Source organism: Micromonospora peucetia (assembly GCF_900091625.1).
Taxonomy (GTDB): Bacteria; Actinomycetota; Actinomycetes; order Mycobacteriales; family Micromonosporaceae; genus Micromonospora; species Micromonospora peucetia.
The window spans coordinates 7,052,425-7,071,709 of the sequence record NZ_FMIC01000002.1 but is presented as its reverse complement, the minus strand read 5'-3'; the positions used below and the strand labels follow the sequence as shown (position 1 = coordinate 7,071,709).

The window sequence follows — 19,285 nt, the reverse complement described above, 5'->3', positions numbered from 1 at the left end:
GGGCCGTCAGGCGACCGCCTGCCACCAGCCGTCGACGGGGGGTGGGTCGTCCACCACCACCCGCTCACCGGGGCGGGGTACGGCGAGGCGTACGTCCCGGGCCTTCGCCTCGGCCCAGATCCGGTCCACCGGCTCGGACCAGGCGTGCAGGGCGAGGTTGAACGTCGCCCAGTGCACCGGGAGGAGCAGCCCGCCGCGCAGGTCGAGGTGGGCGGCGACGGCCTCCTCGGGAAACATGTGGATGCTCGGCCAGGCCCGGTCGTACGCCCCGATCTGCATCAGCGTGACGTCGAACGGCCCGTGCCGGGAGCCGATCTCGGCGTAGCCGTCGAAGTAGCCGGAGTCGCCGGTGTAGAAGACCTTCCGGTGCGCACCGGCCACCACCCAGGAGCTCCAGAGCGTGCCGTCGCGGCGCAGCCCCCGGCCGGAGAAGTGCTGGGCGGCGGTGGCGGTGATCTCCAGCCCCGCCACCCGGTGGCTCTCCGACCAGTCCAGCTCCACGATCCGTTCCGCCGGTACGCCCCAGCGGTCCAGGTGCGCGCCCACCCCCAGCGGCACCAGGAACGGCGCCGACTGGCTGGTCAGCAGCGCCCGGACGGTTGCCATGTCGAGGTGGTCGTAGTGGTCGTGCGAGATCAGGATCGCGTCCACCGGGGGCAGTTCGTCGAGGCGTACCGGCGGCTCGTGCAGGCGGCGCGGCCCGACCAGGGCCGACGGCGAGCACCGGTCGCTCCACACCGGGTCGAGCAGCACCTTGCGGCCCTCGATCTCGATCAGCGCGGAGGCGTGGCCGTACCAGACGATGTTCAGCTCGTGTGTGACGTCGGTGGCCGGGGCGGTGCCCGGGCGCAGCAGCGGCACCGCGGTGCCCGGCCGGCGCTTCTGCTTCCCGAAGATCAGCTCACGGACCAGGCCGCGGTCGGGGGCGCCGGCCATCGAGCGGGTGCCGCCCGGGTTGTGGAAGGTGCCGTCGCGGAACCGGGGCGAGCGGGCGGCCCGCTCCGCACGGGCGCCGGTGAGCCGACCGCCCAGCGCCGCCGGCACGTCCCGGGCCACCCACGCGAGCCCGGCCAGCGCGGCCAGTCCGGCCGCCCCGCGCAGCCGTCGCCCGAGCGCCCGGTCGAGTCCCGCGCGTTCCGCTGGTGCGCCCATCGTCGTCCCTCCGCCGTGTCCCGTCGTACACGGTAGCCCGGCCACCGAGGGACCGCCGGAGGGTCGCCGAGGGCCCGCCGCCACGGCGGGCCCTCCGCGTCGCAGGGTGACTCAGCCGCCGTTGCTGGGCCGCTGCGTGGCCGGCCGGTGGGTGACGCCGGTGCCGGTGAGGCGGTCGACCGCGGCGAGGAAGCGCCGGCCCATCCGGGCCCGGGCCTCGACGGCGGGGTGCGTCGCGCCGTAGTTGTCCGGCTCGGCCTGCCCGTCCGCGAAGAGGGCGTACGTCAGCACGGGCGCGCCGGCGGCGTCGAAGATCACCCCGGCCTCGTGCCGGGCGTCAGCGAACCAGCCGGCCTTCGTGGCGATCCGGGCCCGTTCGACCGAGGACATGACGCGCCGGACCCCGTCGGTGTACGCGACGGGGGCGCGCAGTTGCCGGAGCACGAACGCCGTGCTGGCCGGCGAGAGCAGCGTGCCGCCCACCAGCGCGCGCAGCAGGTCGTGGGTCTCCCGGGGGGTGCTGGTGCCGAGGAAGAACCGGTTGGGGTTGGCGACCGGCTGCACCTGCGTGTTCGGGAAGCCCTTGCTGCGCAGGATCTCGTTGAGCTCGGCAGCCGGGCAGACCAGGCCGCACAGCCGTACCGCCGTGTCGTCGGAGACGGTCAGCAGGTTGGCCAACGCGTGACCGAGCGTCACGGAACTCGGGTACGCCCCGTCCAGGCTGAAGATGCCGTCCCCGCCGGGCACCACGATCGCGGCGGTCACCTCGACCCGCTGGTCGAGCGTCAGCAGCCCCCGGTCGACCTTGTCGAGCACCGCCGCGGCCACCGCGATCTTGTTGACGCTGTAGGCCTCGATCCGTCGGTCCGGCTCGTCGGACACCGCCACCACCGGCTCACCGGCCGGGTCGGCGACGCTGACGTACGCCTGCCAGTTGCCGCCGGCGCTCTCGGTCTCCCGGGCATACTTCGCGGCCACCCGACGGGCGGCCTGCGAGGGTGTCGTCGGAGCCGGCTCGTCGACCTCGGGGGCGGCGGACGCCGGCGTGGCGGCGCCGAGCACCGTTCCCGCCGTGGCCACCGTGCCCAGTCCCAGCGCGGTCCTGCGGTTCACCCGGATAGTCAATCGTCTCTCCCGTCGTGGTGGGCCGGAGTGCTCTCCGGCCCACCACCCTAGGTGAGATGATCGACGCCGGTGATCCCGCGAGGGGCTCACCGTCCGGTCACGGTGCGAGCACGACCTTGACGCAGCCGTCCTCCTTCTTCTGGAACATCTCGTACGCCTGCGGCGCCTGCGCGAGCGGCACCCGGTGGGTACGCAGGTCCTCCACGCCCAGTGGGTCGTCGTCGCCGGAGAGCAGCGGGATGATCTCGTCGGTCCACCGGCGCACGTGGCACTGTCCCATCCGCAGTTGGATGCCCCGGTCGAACATCTCCATCAGCGGCATCGGGTCGACCTCGCCGCCGTACACGCCGGAGACGGAGACGGTGCCACCCCGCCGGACGGCCTTGACCGCGGCCCTGAGCACGACCAGCCGGTCGACGCCCGCCTTGTCGGTCATGGTCTGGGCGAGCTTGTCGGGCAGCAGCCCGGCGGCGGTCTGGGCGAGCTTGCCGAGGGGCGCGCCGTGGGCCTCCATGCCCACCGCGTCGATGACGGCGTCGGGGCCGCGCCCGTCGACGAGGTCGATCAGCGCGCCCGGCACGTCGTCGAGTTCGCTGACGTCGAGCACCTCGATGCCGTGCCGGCGGGCCATCGCCAGCCGCTCCGGCACCAGGTCCAGCCCGATCACCCGGTCCGCGCCGAGGTGCCGCCCGATGCGGGCGCAGAGTTGGCCCACCGGCCCGAGCCCGAAGACGGCGAGGGTGCCGCCGGGCGGGGTGTCGGCGTACCTCACCGCCTGCCAGGCGGTCGGCAGGATGTCGGACAGGTAGAGCCAGCGCTCGTCGGGCCCGGTGTCGGGAACCTTGATCGGGCCGAACTGGGCGTGCGGGACCCGCAGGTACTCCGCCTGCCCGCCGGGCACCGAGCCGTAGAGCGAGGTGTAGCCGAACAGCGAGGCGCCCTTGCCCTCGGCGGTGACCTGGGTGGTCTCGCACTGCGCGTACAACTGGCGGTCGCACATCCAGCAGGCGCCGCAGGAGATGTTGAACGGCACCACCACCCGGTCACCCGCCCTGAGCCGGGTCACTCCAGGACCCACCTCCTCGACGATGCCCATCGGCTCGTGGCCGAGGACGTCACCGGGCTTCAGGTACGGCCCGAGCACCTCGTACAGGTGCAGGTCGGAGCCGCAGATCGCGGTCGAGGTGATCCGGACGACCGCGTCCGTCGGCTCCACGATCCGCGGGTCGGGCACCTCCTCCACCCGTACGTCCCGCTTGCCCTGCCAGGTCAGTGCCCTCATGTCCCGCCGTCCCTCCTCGTGTCGTCCCCCGGAGTGCTACCCGCCTGCGGCGGGGTGAACCGGAGAACCACCCGCCGTCCGATTCCCGGTGGCTTCCTTTCCGGTGGCCTTGCTCCGGTGGCCTTGCTCCCGGCGGTCTTGTTCCTGGCGGCGTTGCGACGGCCCGAAGTCCCGGGTGAAGAGGTGTGCCGGGGTGCGCCGCGCGGGCGCGGTCGAGCTGCCCCAAGGTGTGGGCAGCTCGACCGGTGGGGTGGGCGGTCCAGCCCCTGTCGAGCTGCCCCGTGGGATGGGGCATGTGGGTACGTGGGGCGTCGGGGTGGTGCCGGCAGGTTGGGGCGTGGGGTGCGTGAGGTGTGCGTCGGGATGGTGCCGGCAGGTCGGGATGGGGCGTCCGGTTGGTGCCGGCCCCGTATCGGAACGCTGGCGGGAAGTGTGCTGCGGGTGCCGCCGTGATGGCGGCCGGTCGGAGGGCTGGCCGGTCGGAGGGCTGGCCAGACAGCCGGGACAGCGCGCCGAGCAACGCCACGGCGACGATGGCTGGTCTCATGGACGGGGCAGCTCGACAGGGGCCGTCGAGTCCTGCCCCGTCACCTCGACGCGGTGGAAATTTGGTCGTCGAGTCGTGAAGGGGAGAGCGGAAAGCGGGCGGGCCGCCGCACCCGCAGGGGTACGGCGGCCCGCCCGTCCGGTCTGGTCCTCAGGAGCCGGGGGTGTCGTCGCCCCGCTTCGACGTGGCCATCAGGAAGTCGCGGTTGAGCCGGCCGATGGTGTTCAGCGGGATGCCCTTCGGGCAGACCACGGTGCACTCACCGGCGTTGGTGCAGCCGCCGAAGCCGGCCTCGTCGTGCGCGTCGACCATGCCGATCACCCGGGTGTAGCGCTCCGGCTGGCCCTGCGGCAGCAGCGAGAGCTGGGTGACCTTCGCCGCGGTGAAGAGCATGCCGGAACCGTTCGGGCAGGCCGCCACGCAGGCGCCGCAGCCGATGCACTCCGCCGCCTCGAAGGCGGCGTCCGCGTTGGCCTTGGCGACCGGGGTCGAGTGCGCCTCGGGGGCGCTGCCGGTCGGCGCGGTGATGTAGCCGCCGGCCGCGATGATCTTGTCGAAGGCGCTCCGGTTGACCACCAGGTCCTTGATGACCGGGAAGGCCCGGGCGCGCCACGGCTCGATGTCGATCGTCTCGCCGTCGGTGAACTGCCGCATGTGCAGCTGGCAGGCCGTGGTGCCGCGCTGCGGCCCGTGCGCGTCACCGTTGATCATCAGACCGCACATGCCGCAGATGCCCTCGCGACAGTCGTGGTCGAACGCCACCGGCTCCTCGCCGGCGAGGATCAGCCGCTCGTTGAGCACGTCGAGCATCTCCAGGAAGGACATGTCCGGGGAGACGTCGTCGACCTTGTATGTCACCATCCGACCCTTGTCCTCGGGGCCGGTCTGGCGCCAGATGCGCAGGGTCAGGTTCACTTGTAGCTCCGCTGCGTGGGGTGGACGTATTCGAAGTTCAGGTCTTCCTTGTGCAGCACCGAGGGCTCGCCCGTGGCGGTGAACTCCCAGGCCGCCACGTACGCGAAGCGCTCGTCGTCGCGCTCCGCCTCGCCGTCGGGCGTCTGGTGCTCGGCGCGGAAGTGACCGCCGCAGGACTCCTCGCGGTGCAGGGCGTCGATGCACATCAGCTCGGCCAGTTCGAAGAAGTCGGCCACCCGGCCGGCCTTCTCCAACGACTGGTTGAGTCCTTCGCCGCTGCCGGGCACCTTGACCCGCTGCCAGAACTCCTCGCGCAGGGCGCGGATCTCGTCGATCGCCTTGCGCAGCCCGGCCTCACTGCGCTCCATGCCGCAGTGCTCCCACATGATCTGGCCCAGCTCACGGTGGAACGAGTCGACGGTCCGGTCCCCGTCGACGGCCAGCAGCCGCTGGATCCGGTCCTCGACGTCGGCGCGGGCCTGCACGGCCGCCGGGTGCGTGGCGTCGACCTTCTCCAGCGGGTTGGACGCCAGGTAGTGGGCGACGGTGTTCGGCAGCACGAAGTAGCCGTCGGCCAGGCCCTGCATCAGCGCCGAGGCGCCGAGCCGGTTCGCGCCGTGGTCGGAGAAGTTCGCCTCGCCGATCACGAAGAGGCCCGGGATGGACGACTGGAGGTCGTAGTCGACCCAGAGGCCACCCATCGTGTAGTGCACGGCGGGGTAGATGCGCATCGGGACCTCGTACGGGTCCTCGCCGGTGATCCGCTCGTACATCTCGAAGAGGTTGCCGTACTTGGCCTCGATGGCCTTACGGCCGAGCCGGTTGATCGCGTCGGCGAAGTCCAGGTAGACGCCGAGCCCGGTCTGGCCGACGCCGCGTCCCTCGTCGCAGACGTTCTTGGCGGCGCGGGAGGCGATGTCGCGGGGGACCAGGTTGCCGAAGGAGGGGTAGATCCGCTCCAGGTAGTAGTCCCGATCCTCCTCGGGAATGTCCTTCGGGCCACGGGCGTCGCCCTTGGCCTTGGGCACCCAGACCCGGCCGTCGTTGCGCAGCGACTCGCTCATCAGGGTCAGCTTCGACTGGTGGTCGCCGGAGACCGGGATGCAGGTCGGGTGGATCTGCGTGTAGCAGGGGTTGGCGAAGTACGCGCCCTTGCGGTGCGCCCGCCAGGTGGCGGTGACGTTGCAGCCCTTGGCGTTGGTGGAGAGGTAGAAGACGTTGCCGTAGCCGCCGGAGGCGAGCACGACCGCGTCCGCGAACTCGGTGGTGATCTCGCCGGTGACCATGTCCCGCACGACGATGCCCCGGGCCCTGCCGTCGACGACGATCAGCTCCAGCATCTCGTGCCGGGCGTTCATCTCCACGTTGCCGAGGCCGATCTGCCGTTCCAGCGCCTGGTACGCGCCGAGCAGCAGCTGCTGGCCCGTCTGGCCCCGGGCGTAGAAGGTGCGCTGCACCTGCGCGCCGCCGAAGGAACGGGTGTCCAACAGGCCGCCGTACTCGCGGGCGAACGGGACGCCCTGGGCGACGCACTGGTCGATGATGTTGACCGACACCTCGGCCAGCCGGTGCACGTTCGACTCCCGGGAACGGAAGTCGCCGCCCTTGACGGTGTCGTAGAAGAGCCGGTGCACCGAGTCACCGTCGTTGCGGTAGTTCTTGGCGGCGTTGATGCCGCCCTGCGCGGCGATGGAGTGCGCCCGGCGCGGACTGTCCTGGTAGCAGTAGGACCTGACCTGGTAGCCCTGCTCGGCGAGCGTGGCGGCGGCCGAGCCGCCGGCCAGGCCGGTGCCGACCACGATCACCGTCAGCTTGCGGCGGTTGGCCGGGTTGACCAGCTTGGCCTCGAAGCGGCGGCGTTCCCAGCGGGTCTCGACCGGGCCGTCGGGAGCCTTGGTGTCGGCGATCGGGTCGCCCTCGGTGTAGAGATCCATGTCAGGACACCAATCCGGTGAGTACGGCGAACGGGACCGCCAGGTAGCCGGCGCAGAGCGCGACGGAGAAGCCCAGCGCCACGGCTCGGGCCCGCCGCTCGCCGCGCGGGCTCTGCTGGCCGAGGCTGCGCAGCGCGCTGAACAGGCCGTGCCGCAGGTGGAAGCCGAGGGTGACGATCGCCAGGGTGTAGAAGAGCGTCACGTACCAGCGTTCCGGGGCGAAGTCGGCCACCACGTTGGCGTACGGCCGGCTGGGGTCGCCGACGGGGTTCAGCGTGCCGGTGGTGAGGTCCAGGAGGTGGTAGATCACGAAGAGCAGGATGATCACGCCACCCCAGCGCATCGTGCGGGCCGCGTAGCTGCCCCGGACCTTCTTGCGGTGCGCGTACCGCACGGGGCGGGCGGCGCGGGCGCGCACGGCGAGGGTGGTCGCGGCCCAGATGTGGCCGAGCACCGCCACCAGCAGGCCGATCCGCATGATCCACAGGAACCACGTGCCGGGCAGCAGCGGGGCGCCGATCTCGCGCAGCCAGTGCGCGTAGTGCTCGAAGGAGGCAGCCCCCGTGAAGATCTTCAGGTTGCCGAGCATGTGCGCGATGAGGAACGACACCAGGATGATGCCCGTCACCGCCATGACGGCCTTCAGGCCGACGCTGGAGCGGATGGGCGACCGAGTTTGCGTGACTACCACGCGATCGACGCTAGGAGCACTTGATTCAGTCGTCCAATGCATCGAACTCGCAGTCTTGATAGCTATAGGCTATGTAGATGCAGCTCCATCAGCTGAAGTACTTCGTAGCGGTGGCGGAAGTACGACATTTCACCCAGGCCGCCGACATCGTGGGCATCACCCAGCCCTCGCTGAGTAAGCAAGTTCACGCTCTTGAGGAGGCCCTCGGGGCCCCGCTGTTCGAGCGGGTAAGGGGCAACATCACCCTCACCGCGGCAGGTGAGGTGCTGCTGCCGCTGGCCAAACGGATCCTGGCCGACGTGGACACCGCGACCCGCGAGGTGCAGGAGCTGGTCGGCCTGCGTCGCGGCCGGGTCCGGCTCGGCGCCACCCCCAGCCTGGCCACCTCGCTCGCCCCGCCGGTGCTGCGCCGGTTCCGTGACGCCCACCCCACCATCGACCTGCGGGTGGAGGAGAGCGGCTCGCAGGACCTGGTCCGCGGCCTGCTCCGCGGCGACCTCGACCTGGCGCTGATCATCATGCCGGCCCAGGGCACCGACCCCGGGCTGCGCGCCGACCCGATCCTGCGGGAGAGCCTGGTGGTCGCCTCGGTCGAGGAACTGCCGGCGGCCAGGGACACTGGCCGGCTGCACGTCACCGACCTGCGCGACCAGCCGATGGTGATGTTCCGGGAGGGCTACGACCTGCGCGACGCCACCATCCAGGCCTGCCGGGAGGCCGGCTTCGAGCCGACCATCGCCGTCGACGGCGGCGAGATGGACGCGGTGCTGAGCTTCGTGGAGGCCGGGCTGGGCATCGCGCTCGTCCCCGGGATCGTGGTGGCCCGACGTCCGGGCGTGCGCGTCACCCGGCTGGCCCCGCCCGGCGTCCGGCGGACCATCGCGGTCGCCCGGCGCCGCGACGTGGTGCCCACCCACGCCGGCCGGGAGTTGCGCCGGATACTGCTGGACTACGTCCGCGACGCCACCACCGACGGGGACCTGCCGCCGGGCGTCGAGCCACTCTGACCCCGCCGACGGGCACCGCGAGTGCGCACGACGGAAGACGCCCGGCCCCTGCCGGCCTGCCTACGCTGCCGGCATGGCAACGGGCAGCGCCGTGGTGATCGGCGCCAGCATGGGCGGCCTGCTGACCGCCCGCGCACTCACCGAGGCGTACGACCGGGTCACCCTCGTGGACCGTGACCTGCTGCCCGAGCGGGCGGACAGCCGCCGGGGCGTACCGCAGGGGCGGCAGTTGCACGTCCTGCTGACCCGGGGCCGGCAGGCGTTCGAGGAACTGCTGCCCGGGATCTCGGCGGAGCTGACCGCGTGCGGCGTGCCCACGGTCGACCTGCACGAGCAGGTCCACTGGTACAACAACGGCCACCGGATGCGGCGCGCGCCGTCGCCGCTGCTTGCCCTCGGGGTCAGCCGGCCGCTGCTCGAACAGGTCGTCCGGGAGCGGGTGGCCGCCCTGCCCGGGGTGCGGATCGTGTCGGGCTGCGAGGTGGAGGGGCTGACCACCACCGCCGACCGGGGACGGGTCACCGGCGTACGGCTGCGCCCCCGCGACGGTGAACCGACCACCGTCACGGCCGACCTCGTCGTGGACTCCGGGGGCCGGGGCACCCGCAGCCCGGTGTGGCTGGCCGAGTTGGGCTACCGGCCGGCGCCGGAGGAGCAGGTCAGGGTGGGCGTCACCTACCTCACCCGCACCTACCGGCGCGAGCCGCACCACCTGGAGGGGCTGCTCGGCGCGCTCACCAACGCCGTGCCAGGCCAGCCCCGGGGCGGCATCGTCGCCGTGCAGGAGCAGGGCCGGTTCGCGGTGGCGCTCAGCGGCATGTTCGGCGAGGAGCCGCCGGCCGACGACGAGGGGATGACCGCCTTCGCCGAGACCCTCGCCGCCCCGCAGATCGCCGACCTGCTGCGTACGGCCCAGCCGGAGAGCCCACCGGCGACGATGAGGTTCCCGGCCAGCGTGCGGCGGCACTACGAGCGGCTGCGCCGTTTCCCGGCCGGCTACCTGGTGGTGGGGGACGCGCTGTGCAGCTTCAACCCGGTCTACGGGCAGGGCATGACGGTGGCCGCGTTGGAGGCGCTGCTGCTTCGCCGGCTGCTGCGGCGGTCGTCCGGCCGGCTCGCCCGGCGGTTCTTCCGGGGCGCGGCCCGGCTGATCGACGGCCCGTGGTCCATCGCGGTCGGCACCGACCTGCGTTTTCCCGAGGTGCCCGGCCGACGTTCGCCGCGGGTGCGGCTGGTCAACGCGTACGTGGGCCGGCTGCACGCCGCAGCGACCCGGGACCCGGCGCTGGGCGCGGCGTTCCTGCGGGTGGTGAACCTCGTCGACCCGCCGACGCGGCTGCTCTCCCCGCCGGTGCTGCTCCGGGTGCTGCGCGGCTCCCCGGCCTCGGCGCCGACCCCCTGACCGACGGGTGACGTCGCTACCGGCCCTCGGCGTCGTCCATCGCCCGGTAGATCCGTTGCTCCGACACCGGGTACGGGGTGCCCAGCGCCTGGGCGAAGACGTTCACCCGCAGTTCCTCGATCATCCAGCGGATCTGCCGGACCGCCGCCGACTGCCGGCGGCTCGGCGGCAGCGCGGCGAGCATGTCCTGATACTCCTTCTGCACCACGGCGACCCGGTCCTGCTGCTGCTTGTCGCGCTGCGGGTTGCCCGGGAGCCGGTCCAGTCGCCGCTCGATCGCGGTGAGGTAGCGCAGCAGGTCGGGCAGGCGCGCGTACCCGGTCTCGGTGATGAACCCGGCGTGCACCAGGCCGGTGAGCTGGGCCCGGATGTCGGCCAGCGCGGCCACCACGGTCAGGTCCCTCGTGGCGCCGAGCCGCTGCTCCACGGCGTACGCGGCGGCCAGCACCCCGCGGACGCGGTCCATCACCCCGACCACGGTGTCCACCAGGTCGGCCCGGACCCTCTCCCGCAGGGCGGCGAAGCCCTCGGTGTCCCAGGCCGGGCCGCCCGCGTCGCCGATCAACTTGTCGATCGCCGCCCCGGCCGCGTCGGAGATCAACTCCTGCACGCCGCCGTGCGGGTTGCGGCTCAGCGCCAGCTTCGCCTCGTTGGACAGCCGCCCCTGGAGGAACTTCGCCGGCGACGGCACGGTCAGCCGCAGCAGCCGCCTCGTGCCCGCCCAGTGTGCGGCCTCCTGCTCGGCCGGTGAGTCGAAGACCCGCACTCCGACCGTGTCGCCCTCGTCGACCAGGGCCGGGTACGCGGTGACCGCGTACCCGGCGCGGACCTGCTCGATGGTGCGAGGAAGATCGTCGATGCTCCACGTACGGAGGCCCGTCCGGGCGACGTCCGGGGCGGCGGCGGCCACGACCTGGCGTACCTCCGCCTTGAGCTGGCGTTGCAGGGCCGGCAGGTCCTTGCCCTCGGCGACCGGTTTGTTCTCCTCGTCGAGCACCCGGAAACGGACCCGCAGGTGCGCGGGGAGCCGCTCGGTGTCCCAGGCGTCGCGGGGCACGGTGACGCCGGTCATCCGGCGCAGCTGCCGGGCCAGCGCGTCCAGTAGCGGCTCCTCGCCGGCAGGCATCGCGGCGAGCGCCGCGCGGGCGTAGTCCGGCACCGGGACGAAGTTGCGGCGCACCGCCTTGGGCAGCGAGCGGATCAGCGCTACGACGAGTTCCTCGCGCAGCCCCGGCACCTGCCAGGCGAAGCTCTCCGCCGGCACCTGGTTGAGCAGCGGCAGCGGGATGTCGACGGTCACGCCGTCGGTCGGGGTGCCCGGCTCGAACCGGTAGGTCAGCGGCAGGGTGACCCCGTCGGCGGACCACTCGTCGGGGTAGTCGGCCTCGTCGACCCCGACCCGGCCGGCGTTGACCAGCAGTTCCCGGGTGAAGGTGAGCAGGTCGGGCTGCTCCCGGCGGGTCTGCTTCCACCAGGCGTCGAAGTGCCGCCCGGAGACCACGTCGGCCGGGATCCGCGCGTCGTAGAAGTCGAAGACGGTCTCGTCGTCGACGAGGATGTCGCGGCGGCGGGCCCGGTGCTCCAGCTCCTCGAGCTCCGTCAGCAGCCGCTTGTTGTCGGCCCAGAACCGGTGGTGGGTCTGCCAGTCGCCCTCGACGAGGGCGTGCCGGATGAACAGCTCCCGGGACAGCGCCGGGTCGATCCGGCCGAAGTTGACCTTGCGCGCGGTGACCAGCGGGACACCGTAGAGGGTCACCTTCTCGTAGGCCATCACGGCCGCCTGCTTCTTCTCCCAGTGCGGCTCGCTGTAGCTGCGCTTGACCAGGTGCGCCGCGAGCGGCTCGACCCACTCGGGCTCGACCCGGCCGGCCACCCGGCCCCAGAGCCGGGAGGTCTCCACCAACTCGGCCGCCATCACCCAACGCGGCGGCTTCTTGAACAGCGCCGAGCCGGGGAAGAGCGCGAACTTCGCGCCCCGGGCCCCCAGGTACTCGTGCTTCTGCGCGTCCTTGAGCCCGACGTGGGACAGCAGCCCGGCCAGCAGCGACTGGTGCACCTTCGGGGTGTCGATCTCCTCCGGCAGGTCCGCGCCACCCCGGCGTCCGCCGCCGCCGTCGGCCGGTCGCCCACCAGCCGGTTCGGTGGTACGCCTCAGCTGGCTGACGATGTCCTGCCACTCGCGTACCCGCAGGTAGTTGAGGTATTCGGCCTTGCACATCCGGCGGAACGCGCTGGAGGAGAGTTCGCGCTGCTGCTCGCGCAGGTGCCGCCACAGGTTGAGCAGGGTCACGAAGTCCGACTCGCGGTCGGTGAACCGGGCGTGCGCCTGGTCGGCCTGGGCCTTCTTCTCGGCGGGCCGCTCGCGTGGGTCCTGGATCGACAGCGCGGCGGCGATCACCATCACCTCGGTGGCACAGCCGTTGCGTTCGCCCTCGACGACCATCCGGGCCAGCCGGGGGTCGACGGGGAGCTGGGCCAGCCGCCGGCCGAGCGAGGTGAGCCGCTTCGCCGGGTCGGCCTCGGCCGGGTCCAGCGCGCCCAACTCTTGCAGCAGGTTGACGCCGTCGGTGACGTTGCGCCGGTCCGGCGGGTCGAGGAACGGGAACGCGGCGATGTCGCCGAGCCCGATGGAGGTCATCTGGAGGATGACCGACGCGAGGTTGGTACGCAGGATCTCCGGGTCGGTGAACTCGGGGCGGGACAGGAAGTCCTGCTCGTCGTAGAGGCGGACGCAGATGCCGTCCGAGGTGCGCCCGCAGCGCCCCTTGCGCTGGTTGGCCGATGCCTGCGAGACCGGCTCGATCGGCAGCCGCTGCACCTTGAGCCGGCTGCTGTAGCGGGAGATGCGGGCCGTGCCCGGGTCCACCACGTACTTGATGCCGGGCACGGTGAGCGAGGTCTCCGCGACGTTGGTCGCGAGCACCACCCGGCGCCCGGCGTGCGGGGCGAAGACCCGGTGCTGCTCGGCGGTGGAGAGCCGGGCGTACAGCGGCAGGATCTCGGTGCCGCGCAGCGCCGGCTTCTTCTCCACCAGCCTGCCCAGCGCGTCGGCGGTGTCCCGGATCTCCCGCTCGCCGCTGAGGAAGACCAGGACGTCGCCGGGTCCCTCGGCGGCCAACTCCTCGACGGCGTCGCCGATTGCCTGGACCTGGTCGCGGACGTTCTCCTCGTCGTCCCCGTCGTCCTCGCCCTCGGCAACCTCCACCAACGGCCGGTAGCGCACCTCGACCGGGTACGTCCGTCCGGAGACCTCGACCACCGGCGCCGGGACGCCGTCCGGCTCGTCGGCGGTGGGCGGCCCGGCGAAGTGCCGGGCGAACCGGTCGGTCTCGATGGTCGCCGAGGTGATGATCACCTTGAGGTCGGGCCGGCGGGGGAGCAGCTGCCTGAGATAGCCGAGGATGAAGTCGATGTTGAGGCTGCGCTCGTGCGCCTCGTCGATGATCAACGTGTCGTACTGGCGCAGCATCCGGTCGGTCTGCAACTCGGCGAGCAGGATGCCGTCGGTCATCAGCTTGACCAGGCTGCGGTCGCTCACCTGGTCGGCGAAGCGCACCTTGTAGCCGACCACGTCGCCCAGCTCGGTGCCGAGCTCCTCGGCGATCCGGTCCGCCACCGTACGGGCGGCCAACCGGCGCGGCTGGGTGTGCCCGATCAGGCCGGTGATCCCGCGCCCCAGCTCCAGGCAGATCTTCGGCAGCTGGGTGGTCTTGCCGGAGCCGGTCTCGCCGGCCACGATCACCACCTGGTGGTCGCGGATCGCGGCGGCGATGTCGTCCCGGCGTTCGCTCACCGGCAGCTGGGCCGGATAGGTGATCAGCGGCACGGCGGCGCGACGGTTCTCCAGCACCGCCTCGGCCCGGGCCACGTCGGCGGCGATCTCGCCGAGCGTCGTGTCCCGGCGCTGCGGGTCGCGCAGCCGGCGTATCCCGTCCAGCCGCCGTTGCAGGCGGCGCTGGTCGCGGAACATCAGGGGACGGAGGCGGCGGTGCAGCTCGCGGACGGGGTCGGTCGCGGCGGGTGCGGCTGGATTCTGCATGTCGTCGCCAAGGATAGGCAGCCGACGGCCGGAGCGCCCCCGGGTTACCGCCGCACCGGCCCGGGTCGCCCCCGGCCGCACCCGTGGAGGGGCTCCGGGCAGGGGACGCGCGAGGTCCGTCCGCCGGTTTAGAGTGGGGCGCCGACCGACCTTGGCCACGGGGGACTGGGATGACGATGCGGGACACCGACCGGGCCCTGGTGCAGGCCGCCACGGCGGTCGCCAGGCTGCGCTGCCGCAGCGAGAACCACACGGTCGCCGCCGCCGCGCGGACCACCGACGGCCGGGTCTTCACCGGCGTGAACGTCTACCACTTCACCGGCGGCCCCTGCGCCGAGGTGGTCGCGGTCGGTGCCGCCGCCACCCAGGGCGTCACCGAGTTGGAGACGATCGTCGCGGTGGGCGACCGGGGGCGCGGGGTGATCCCGCCGTGCGGGCGCTGCCGGCAGGTGCTGCGCGACTACTTTCCCACCGTCCGGGTCATCGTCGGGCCGATGGACGCGCTGCGCGTGGTGCACGTCGCCGAACTGCTGCCGGAGACGTACGTCTGGGCCGACCAGCAGGTCGACGGGCCGACCGGTCCGGTCCCCACACCACGACCGGCCGACTGACGGCCCGTCAGTCGCCGGCCGCGGCCTCCAGCATCGACCGGGGCATCGGCACGCTTTCGAACCGCACGTTGCCCTCCGGCACCATCCAGCTCATCACCTGCACCACCAGCTGCCCGGCCCGCACGGCCGGGTCGTTGTGATACAGCTCGCGGGCGTCCTGCGGAGAGATGGAGAGCACGACGAACCCGCGCAGCCGGTCGTCGTCGGTGTCGACGAACGGGCCCGCGGCCAGGACGAGCCCCTGCTCCACCAGCCCCGCCTGGTGGGCCAGGTGGGCGTCCTGCAACCGGTCGGCCGCGTCCAGCGGCAGGTCCGGCGCGTCCGCCGGGCGGACCAGGAGCACCACGGTGTGCTGGTCGAATCGCATGCCCACACCCTAGGGCGGTCCGGGCCGCCGTCGCCCGGCATCCGACGCTGTCCGCCCTGGTCAGCGTCGATCGGATCGACAACCGCGAGTTAGGCTCGGCCAGGGCGCTCCGCTAAGGTAAGGCGACCCTAAGCCTGAACGTGCAGGAGCCTCGTGACCACCCTCGCCACCCGCCCGGCCCCGGCCGGTGCCCGGCCCCGGGCTCGTGGCGGCCGTAGGTTCGCGGTCACCGTGGCCGCCGCGCTGGTGCTGCTGCTGGCCGTACTGGCGAGCTTCGCGCTCGGCAGCCGGGCGCTGGCCGTCGACGAGGTGTGGCGCGCGCTGGTCGCCCCGGACGGCGGCGATGCCACCACGATCGTGCGGGAACTGCGGATGCCGCGTACCGCGCTGGGCCTCGCCGTCGGGCTGGCGCTCGCCGTCGCCGGGGTTCTCTTCCAGGCGCTCACCCGCAACCCGCTGGCCGAACCGCGGATCCTCGGCATCAGCGCCGGCGCCTCGGTCGGCGTGGTGCTGGCCATCTCCGTCTTCGGCGTGAGCACGCTGGCCGGGTACGTCTGGTTCGGCATCGGCGGCGCGCTCGGCGCCGGAGTGCTGGTCTTCGCCGTCGCCGCCAAGGCCCGCGAGGGCGCCAGCCCGGTCACCCTCGCGCTGGTCGGCGCGGCCCTCGACGCCAGTCTCGCCTCCATGGTGTACGCGCTGCTCAGCATGGACGCCCGCACCTTCGAGGAGTACCGGTTCTGGGTGGTCGGGGGGCTGACCGGCCGGGACCTCGCGGTGGCCACCCAGGTGCTGCCGTTCGTGCTCGCCGGACTGGTCCTGGCCGCGCTGGTCGCCCGGGGCCTGGACGCGCTCGCCCTCGGCGACGACGTGGCCCGGGGCCTCGGGCACCGGATCGGGCTGGTCCGCATCGGCGGCGGTATCGCCGCGGTGCTGCTCACCGGGGCGGCCGTCGCCGCGGCCGGGCCGATCGCGTTCGTCGGGCTGGCGGTGCCGCACCTGGCCCGTGCCCTGGTCGGGGCTGACCACCGCTGGACCCTGGCGGTCTCCGCGCTGCTCGGGCCCGCGCTGCTGCTCGGCGCCGACGTCGTCGGCCGGCTCGTCGCCCCGCCCGGGGAGGTGCCCGCGGGCATCGTCACCGCGCTGATCGGCGCCCCGCTGCTGGCCTTCCTGGTCCGCCGCGCGAAGGTGGTGACGGCGTGACCGCCCCCGCCACCCCGGTCACCGAACGGCCGACGGGTCGCCCCCGGGTGGGCGTCACCGCGCTGCCCGGGCGTTCGCTGCTGCGGATCGGCCCGGTCAACGTGCAGGTCCGCCGCCGCTCGGTGCTGGTCGCCGCCACGCTGGTCGTGCTGCTACTGGCCGCCGGGCTGCTCAGCCTCTCCCTGGGTACCCCGTACGTGGCCCCGGTCGACGTGCTGCGCGCGCTCTCCGGCGCCGGCACCCCGTACGACCTGGTGGTGCTCGACCTGCGGTTGCCCCGGCTGGTGCTGGCGGCGGTGGCCGGCGCGGCCTTCGGGGTGGCCGGCACGCTGATCCAGAGCGTGGCCCGTAACCCGCTCGCCAGCCCCGACGTCGTCGGCATCACCCAGGGCGCCGGGCTCGCCGCGACGGTGGCCCTGACCACCGGTGCCGCCGCCGTGCTGGTGGCGCCGGCCGCGCTGGTCGGCGGGCTGGTCGCCGCCGTGCTGCTGTTCGTCCTCGGCGCCCGGCACGGGCTGGCCGCCCAGCGCTTCGTGCTCGCCGGGGTGGCGGTCGCCTTCGCGCTGCGGGCCCTGACCGAGGTGGTCATGCTCACCGCCGACCCGATCGACGGGCTGCGCGCGCAGATCTGGCTGATCGGCACGCTCGCCGGCAAGGGTTGGACCGAGAGCCTGTGGATCGCCCTCACCCTGGCCGCGCTCCTGCCGGTGCTGGCCTGGGCCGGCTGGGCGCTGAACAGCACCGCCCTGGACGACGACACCGCGCGGGGGATCGGCCTGCGCCCGGTGGCCCGCCGGGTCGGCCTCGCCGGCACCGGGGTGCTGGCCGCCGCGATGGTCACCGCCCAGGTGGGCGCGGTGGACTTCGTCGCCCTGGTCGCCCCGCAACTGGCCCGCCGGCTGGTCCGCGCCGAGCGCCCGCCGCTGCTCTGCGCCGCGTTGCTCGGGGCGCTGCTGCTGGTGCTGGCCGACCTGGGTGGCCGGCGGCTGTTCGCCCCCACCCAGCTGCCCGCCGGCGTGCTGACCGCCGCCATCGGCGGCCCGTACCTGATCTTCCTGCTGCTCCGCGGTCGGCGGCGGTCCTCGTGATGTCCCACCCTGGCAAGGAGGCGTGATGCTCTCCACCCGCGACCTGGTCGCCGGCTACGACGAGCGGACCGTGCTGGACGGGCTCGACCTGGAGCTGCCCGGCGACGCGTTCACGGTGATCGTCGGGCCCAACGCCTGCGGCAAGTCCACCCTGCTGCGCACCATGGCCCGGCTGCTCACCCCCCGGCGCGGCGCCGTGCTGCTGGACGGCACCGCCATCCGGGAGCTGCCGACCCGCGAGGTCGCCCGCCGGCTCGGCGTGCTCCCGCAGAGCCCGCTGGTGCCGGAGGGGGTGACCGTCGCCGACCTGGTCGGCCGGGGCCGGCAGCCGTACCAACGCTGGTGGCGGCAGTGGTCGGAGGAGGACGGCACCGCGGTCGAGCGGGCGATGACACTCGCCGACGTGGCCGGGCTGGCCGACCGGCCGGTGGACACCCTCTCCGGCGGTCAGCGGCAGCGCGTCTGGATCGCCATGACCCTCGCCCAGGACACCGAGGCGCTGCTGCTGGACGAGCCGACCACCTTCCTCGACCTCGCCCACCAGGTGGAGGTGCTGGACCTGCTGCACCGGCTGCGCGTCGAGCGGGGTCGCACGGTCGTCGCCGTGCTGCACGACCTCAACCAGGCCGCCCGGTACGCCGACCACCTGATCGCGATGCGTTCCGGCGCCGTGGTGGCCGCCGGGCCGCCCCGGGAGATCCTCACCGCCGACCTGGTCCGGGACGTCTTCGGTCTCGACTGCGTGGTCGTGCCCTGCCCGGTGACCGGGGCGCCCCTGGTGGTGCCCGGGCTCACCAGCCCCTCGCTGGCCCGGCCGTCCGACGCGGCCGACCCGGCTGGCTCCGCTGACGCGGCCGACTCCGTCGGCCCTGCTCCGGCGGGGGCGCCGACACCGGCGCCCCGCCCCTCCGCCGGTCCCGCGGCGATGCCGCTGACCGGCTCGTACCCTTCGAAAGGAATCTGATGCGTCGTCTCGCCGTCGCCCTCACCGCGGCGCTGGCCCTCGGCGTCGGTCTCACCGCCTGTGGTGAGAGTGACCCGGTTGCCGACACCACCACCGGGGAGACCCGGGAGATCACCCACGCCATGGGCACCACCAAGGTGCCGGCGGAACCCAAGCGGGTCGTCGTGCTCGACACAGACAAGATCGACACCGCGCTGTCCCTCGGCGTCACACCGGTCGGTGCCGCCACCGCCGGCGAGGCGAGGAGCTGGCCGACCTACTTCGGCGAGGAGAAGCTCGCCGGCATCAAGGAGGTCGGGGTGCTCACCGAGCCCGACCTGGAGGCCATCAACGCCCTCAAGCCGGACCTGATCCTGGGCAGCAAGTTCCGCCAGGAGAAGTTCTACGACGAGCTGGCCGCCATCGCGCCGACCGTCTTCACCGAGAAGGTCGGCATCACCTGGAAGGAGAACTTCCTCTTCGACGGCAAGGCGCTCGGCAAGGAGCAGCAGGCCAAGGACCTGCTCACCGCGTACGAGACCCGGGCCAGGGAGTTCGGCGGCAAGCTCGGCGACGCCGCCACGCGCAAGGTCTCCATCGTGCGCTTCATGCCGACCGAGATCCGGGTGTACGGCCCGGACTCGTTCTCCGGCATCGTCCTCGGCGACACCGGGCTGGGCCGCCCCGAGCGGCAGCAGCTCACCGGCAAGGAGGACCGGCGGATGGACCGGGTCAGCCCGGAGCGGATCAGCGAGGCCGACGGTGACGTCATCTTCGTGACGGCGTACGGCGAGAAGTCCGCCGCCGAGCAGGCCAAGGTCACCGGCGGGACGCTCTGGAAGGGGCTGTCGGCGGTCAAGGCGGGCAAGACGCACATCGTCTCCGACGAGATCTGGATGACCGGCATCGGCGTCGGCGCCGCCAACAGGATCCTCGACGACCTGGAGAAGTACCTCACCGCCTGAGCCGGCCCCCCGGGACC

General features: G+C 73.0%; 15 protein-coding genes. 7 read left to right on the top strand and 8 right to left on the bottom strand.

The annotated features are described in order from the left end of the window. Positions 1-6 precede the first annotated feature (6 nt). From GA0070608_RS30950 to GA0070608_RS30925, 6 genes are all read right to left on the bottom strand, one after another. A complete protein-coding gene (locus GA0070608_RS30950) occupies positions 7-1,152 on the bottom strand; it encodes an MBL fold metallo-hydrolase (RefSeq protein WP_091633559.1) in 1,146 nt (381 codons plus the stop codon). Positions 1,153-1,263: 111 nt separating this feature from the next. Next, the gene (locus GA0070608_RS30945) at positions 1,264-2,265 is read right to left on the bottom strand and encodes a serine hydrolase (RefSeq protein WP_245716035.1); all 1,002 of its coding nucleotides are present in this window, start codon (positions 2,263-2,265) and stop codon (positions 1,264-1,266) included. Positions 2,266-2,374: 109 nt separating this feature from the next. Beyond that, complete coding sequence (locus tag GA0070608_RS30940; RefSeq protein ID WP_091633550.1) at positions 2,375-3,559, bottom strand: zinc-dependent alcohol dehydrogenase; 1,185 nt, start codon at positions 3,557-3,559, stop codon at positions 2,375-2,377. Positions 3,560-4,256: 697 nt separating this feature from the next. Then, entirely contained in the window at positions 4,257-5,021 is a 765-nt protein-coding gene (locus GA0070608_RS30935; RefSeq protein ID WP_091633546.1) for a succinate dehydrogenase/fumarate reductase iron-sulfur subunit, read from the bottom strand. After that, positions 5,018-6,955 carry a fumarate reductase/succinate dehydrogenase flavoprotein subunit gene (locus GA0070608_RS30930; RefSeq protein WP_091633541.1) on the bottom strand — a complete coding sequence of 646 codons (1,938 nt, stop codon included), beginning with the start codon at positions 6,953-6,955 and terminating at the stop codon, positions 5,018-5,020. The genes GA0070608_RS30935 and GA0070608_RS30930 overlap by 4 nt, the downstream gene beginning before the upstream one ends. Before the next feature lies 1 nt (position 6,956). After that, positions 6,957-7,688, bottom strand: coding sequence for a succinate dehydrogenase cytochrome b subunit (locus GA0070608_RS30925; RefSeq protein ID WP_091633538.1), 732 nt, complete (start codon positions 7,686-7,688; stop codon positions 6,957-6,959). A gap of 35 nt (positions 7,689-7,723) precedes the next feature. On the opposite strand from GA0070608_RS30925, the gene GA0070608_RS30920 reads away from it, so the two are divergent. After that, positions 7,724-8,653 carry a LysR family transcriptional regulator gene (locus tag GA0070608_RS30920; RefSeq protein ID WP_091633535.1) on the top strand — a complete coding sequence of 310 codons (930 nt, stop codon included), beginning with the start codon at positions 7,724-7,726 and terminating at the stop codon, positions 8,651-8,653. A gap of 73 nt (positions 8,654-8,726) precedes the next feature. Beyond that, positions 8,727-10,055: an FAD-dependent oxidoreductase gene (locus GA0070608_RS30915; protein ID WP_091633530.1), complete on the top strand. Its 1,329-nt coding sequence runs from the start codon at positions 8,727-8,729 to the stop codon at positions 10,053-10,055. 16 nt (positions 10,056-10,071) lie between these two features. Here GA0070608_RS30915 and hrpA read toward each other — a convergent pair whose 3' ends face one another. Beyond that, positions 10,072-14,094, bottom strand: coding sequence for an ATP-dependent RNA helicase HrpA (hrpA, locus tag GA0070608_RS30910; protein ID WP_091633525.1), 4,023 nt, complete (start codon positions 14,092-14,094; stop codon positions 10,072-10,074). A gap of 170 nt (positions 14,095-14,264) precedes the next feature. Here hrpA and GA0070608_RS30905 point away from each other — a divergent pair, with 170 nt between their 5' ends. After that, positions 14,265-14,705 carry a cytidine/deoxycytidylate deaminase family protein gene (locus GA0070608_RS30905; protein WP_091633522.1) on the top strand — a complete coding sequence of 147 codons (441 nt, stop codon included), beginning with the start codon at positions 14,265-14,267 and terminating at the stop codon, positions 14,703-14,705. A 7-nt stretch (positions 14,706-14,712) separates the two neighbouring features. Here GA0070608_RS30905 and GA0070608_RS30900 read toward each other — a convergent pair whose 3' ends face one another. Beyond that, positions 14,713-15,072 carry a YciI family protein gene (locus GA0070608_RS30900; protein ID WP_091636620.1) on the bottom strand — a complete coding sequence of 120 codons (360 nt, stop codon included), beginning with the start codon at positions 15,070-15,072 and terminating at the stop codon, positions 14,713-14,715. 153 nt (positions 15,073-15,225) lie between these two features. On the opposite strand from GA0070608_RS30900, the gene GA0070608_RS30895 reads away from it, so the two are divergent. The 4 genes from GA0070608_RS30895 to GA0070608_RS30880 are packed head-to-tail and all read left to right on the top strand — an operon-like array spanning position 15,226 to position 19,268. Further along, the gene (locus GA0070608_RS30895; protein WP_091633517.1) at positions 15,226-16,272 is read left to right on the top strand and encodes a FecCD family ABC transporter permease; all 1,047 of its coding nucleotides are present in this window, start codon (positions 15,226-15,228) and stop codon (positions 16,270-16,272) included. After that, positions 16,269-17,360, top strand: coding sequence for a FecCD family ABC transporter permease (locus GA0070608_RS30890; RefSeq protein WP_245716034.1), 1,092 nt, complete (start codon positions 16,269-16,271; stop codon positions 17,358-17,360). Before GA0070608_RS30895 ends, GA0070608_RS30890 begins: the two co-directional genes overlap by 4 nt. 25 nt (positions 17,361-17,385) lie before the next feature. Beyond that, positions 17,386-18,324: an ABC transporter ATP-binding protein gene (locus GA0070608_RS30885; RefSeq protein WP_091633512.1), complete on the top strand. Its 939-nt coding sequence runs from the start codon at positions 17,386-17,388 to the stop codon at positions 18,322-18,324. Next, entirely contained in the window at positions 18,324-19,268 is a 945-nt protein-coding gene (locus tag GA0070608_RS30880; protein ID WP_091633509.1) for an ABC transporter substrate-binding protein, read from the top strand. The genes GA0070608_RS30885 and GA0070608_RS30880 overlap by 1 nt, the downstream gene beginning before the upstream one ends. Positions 19,269-19,285 lie beyond the last annotated feature (17 nt).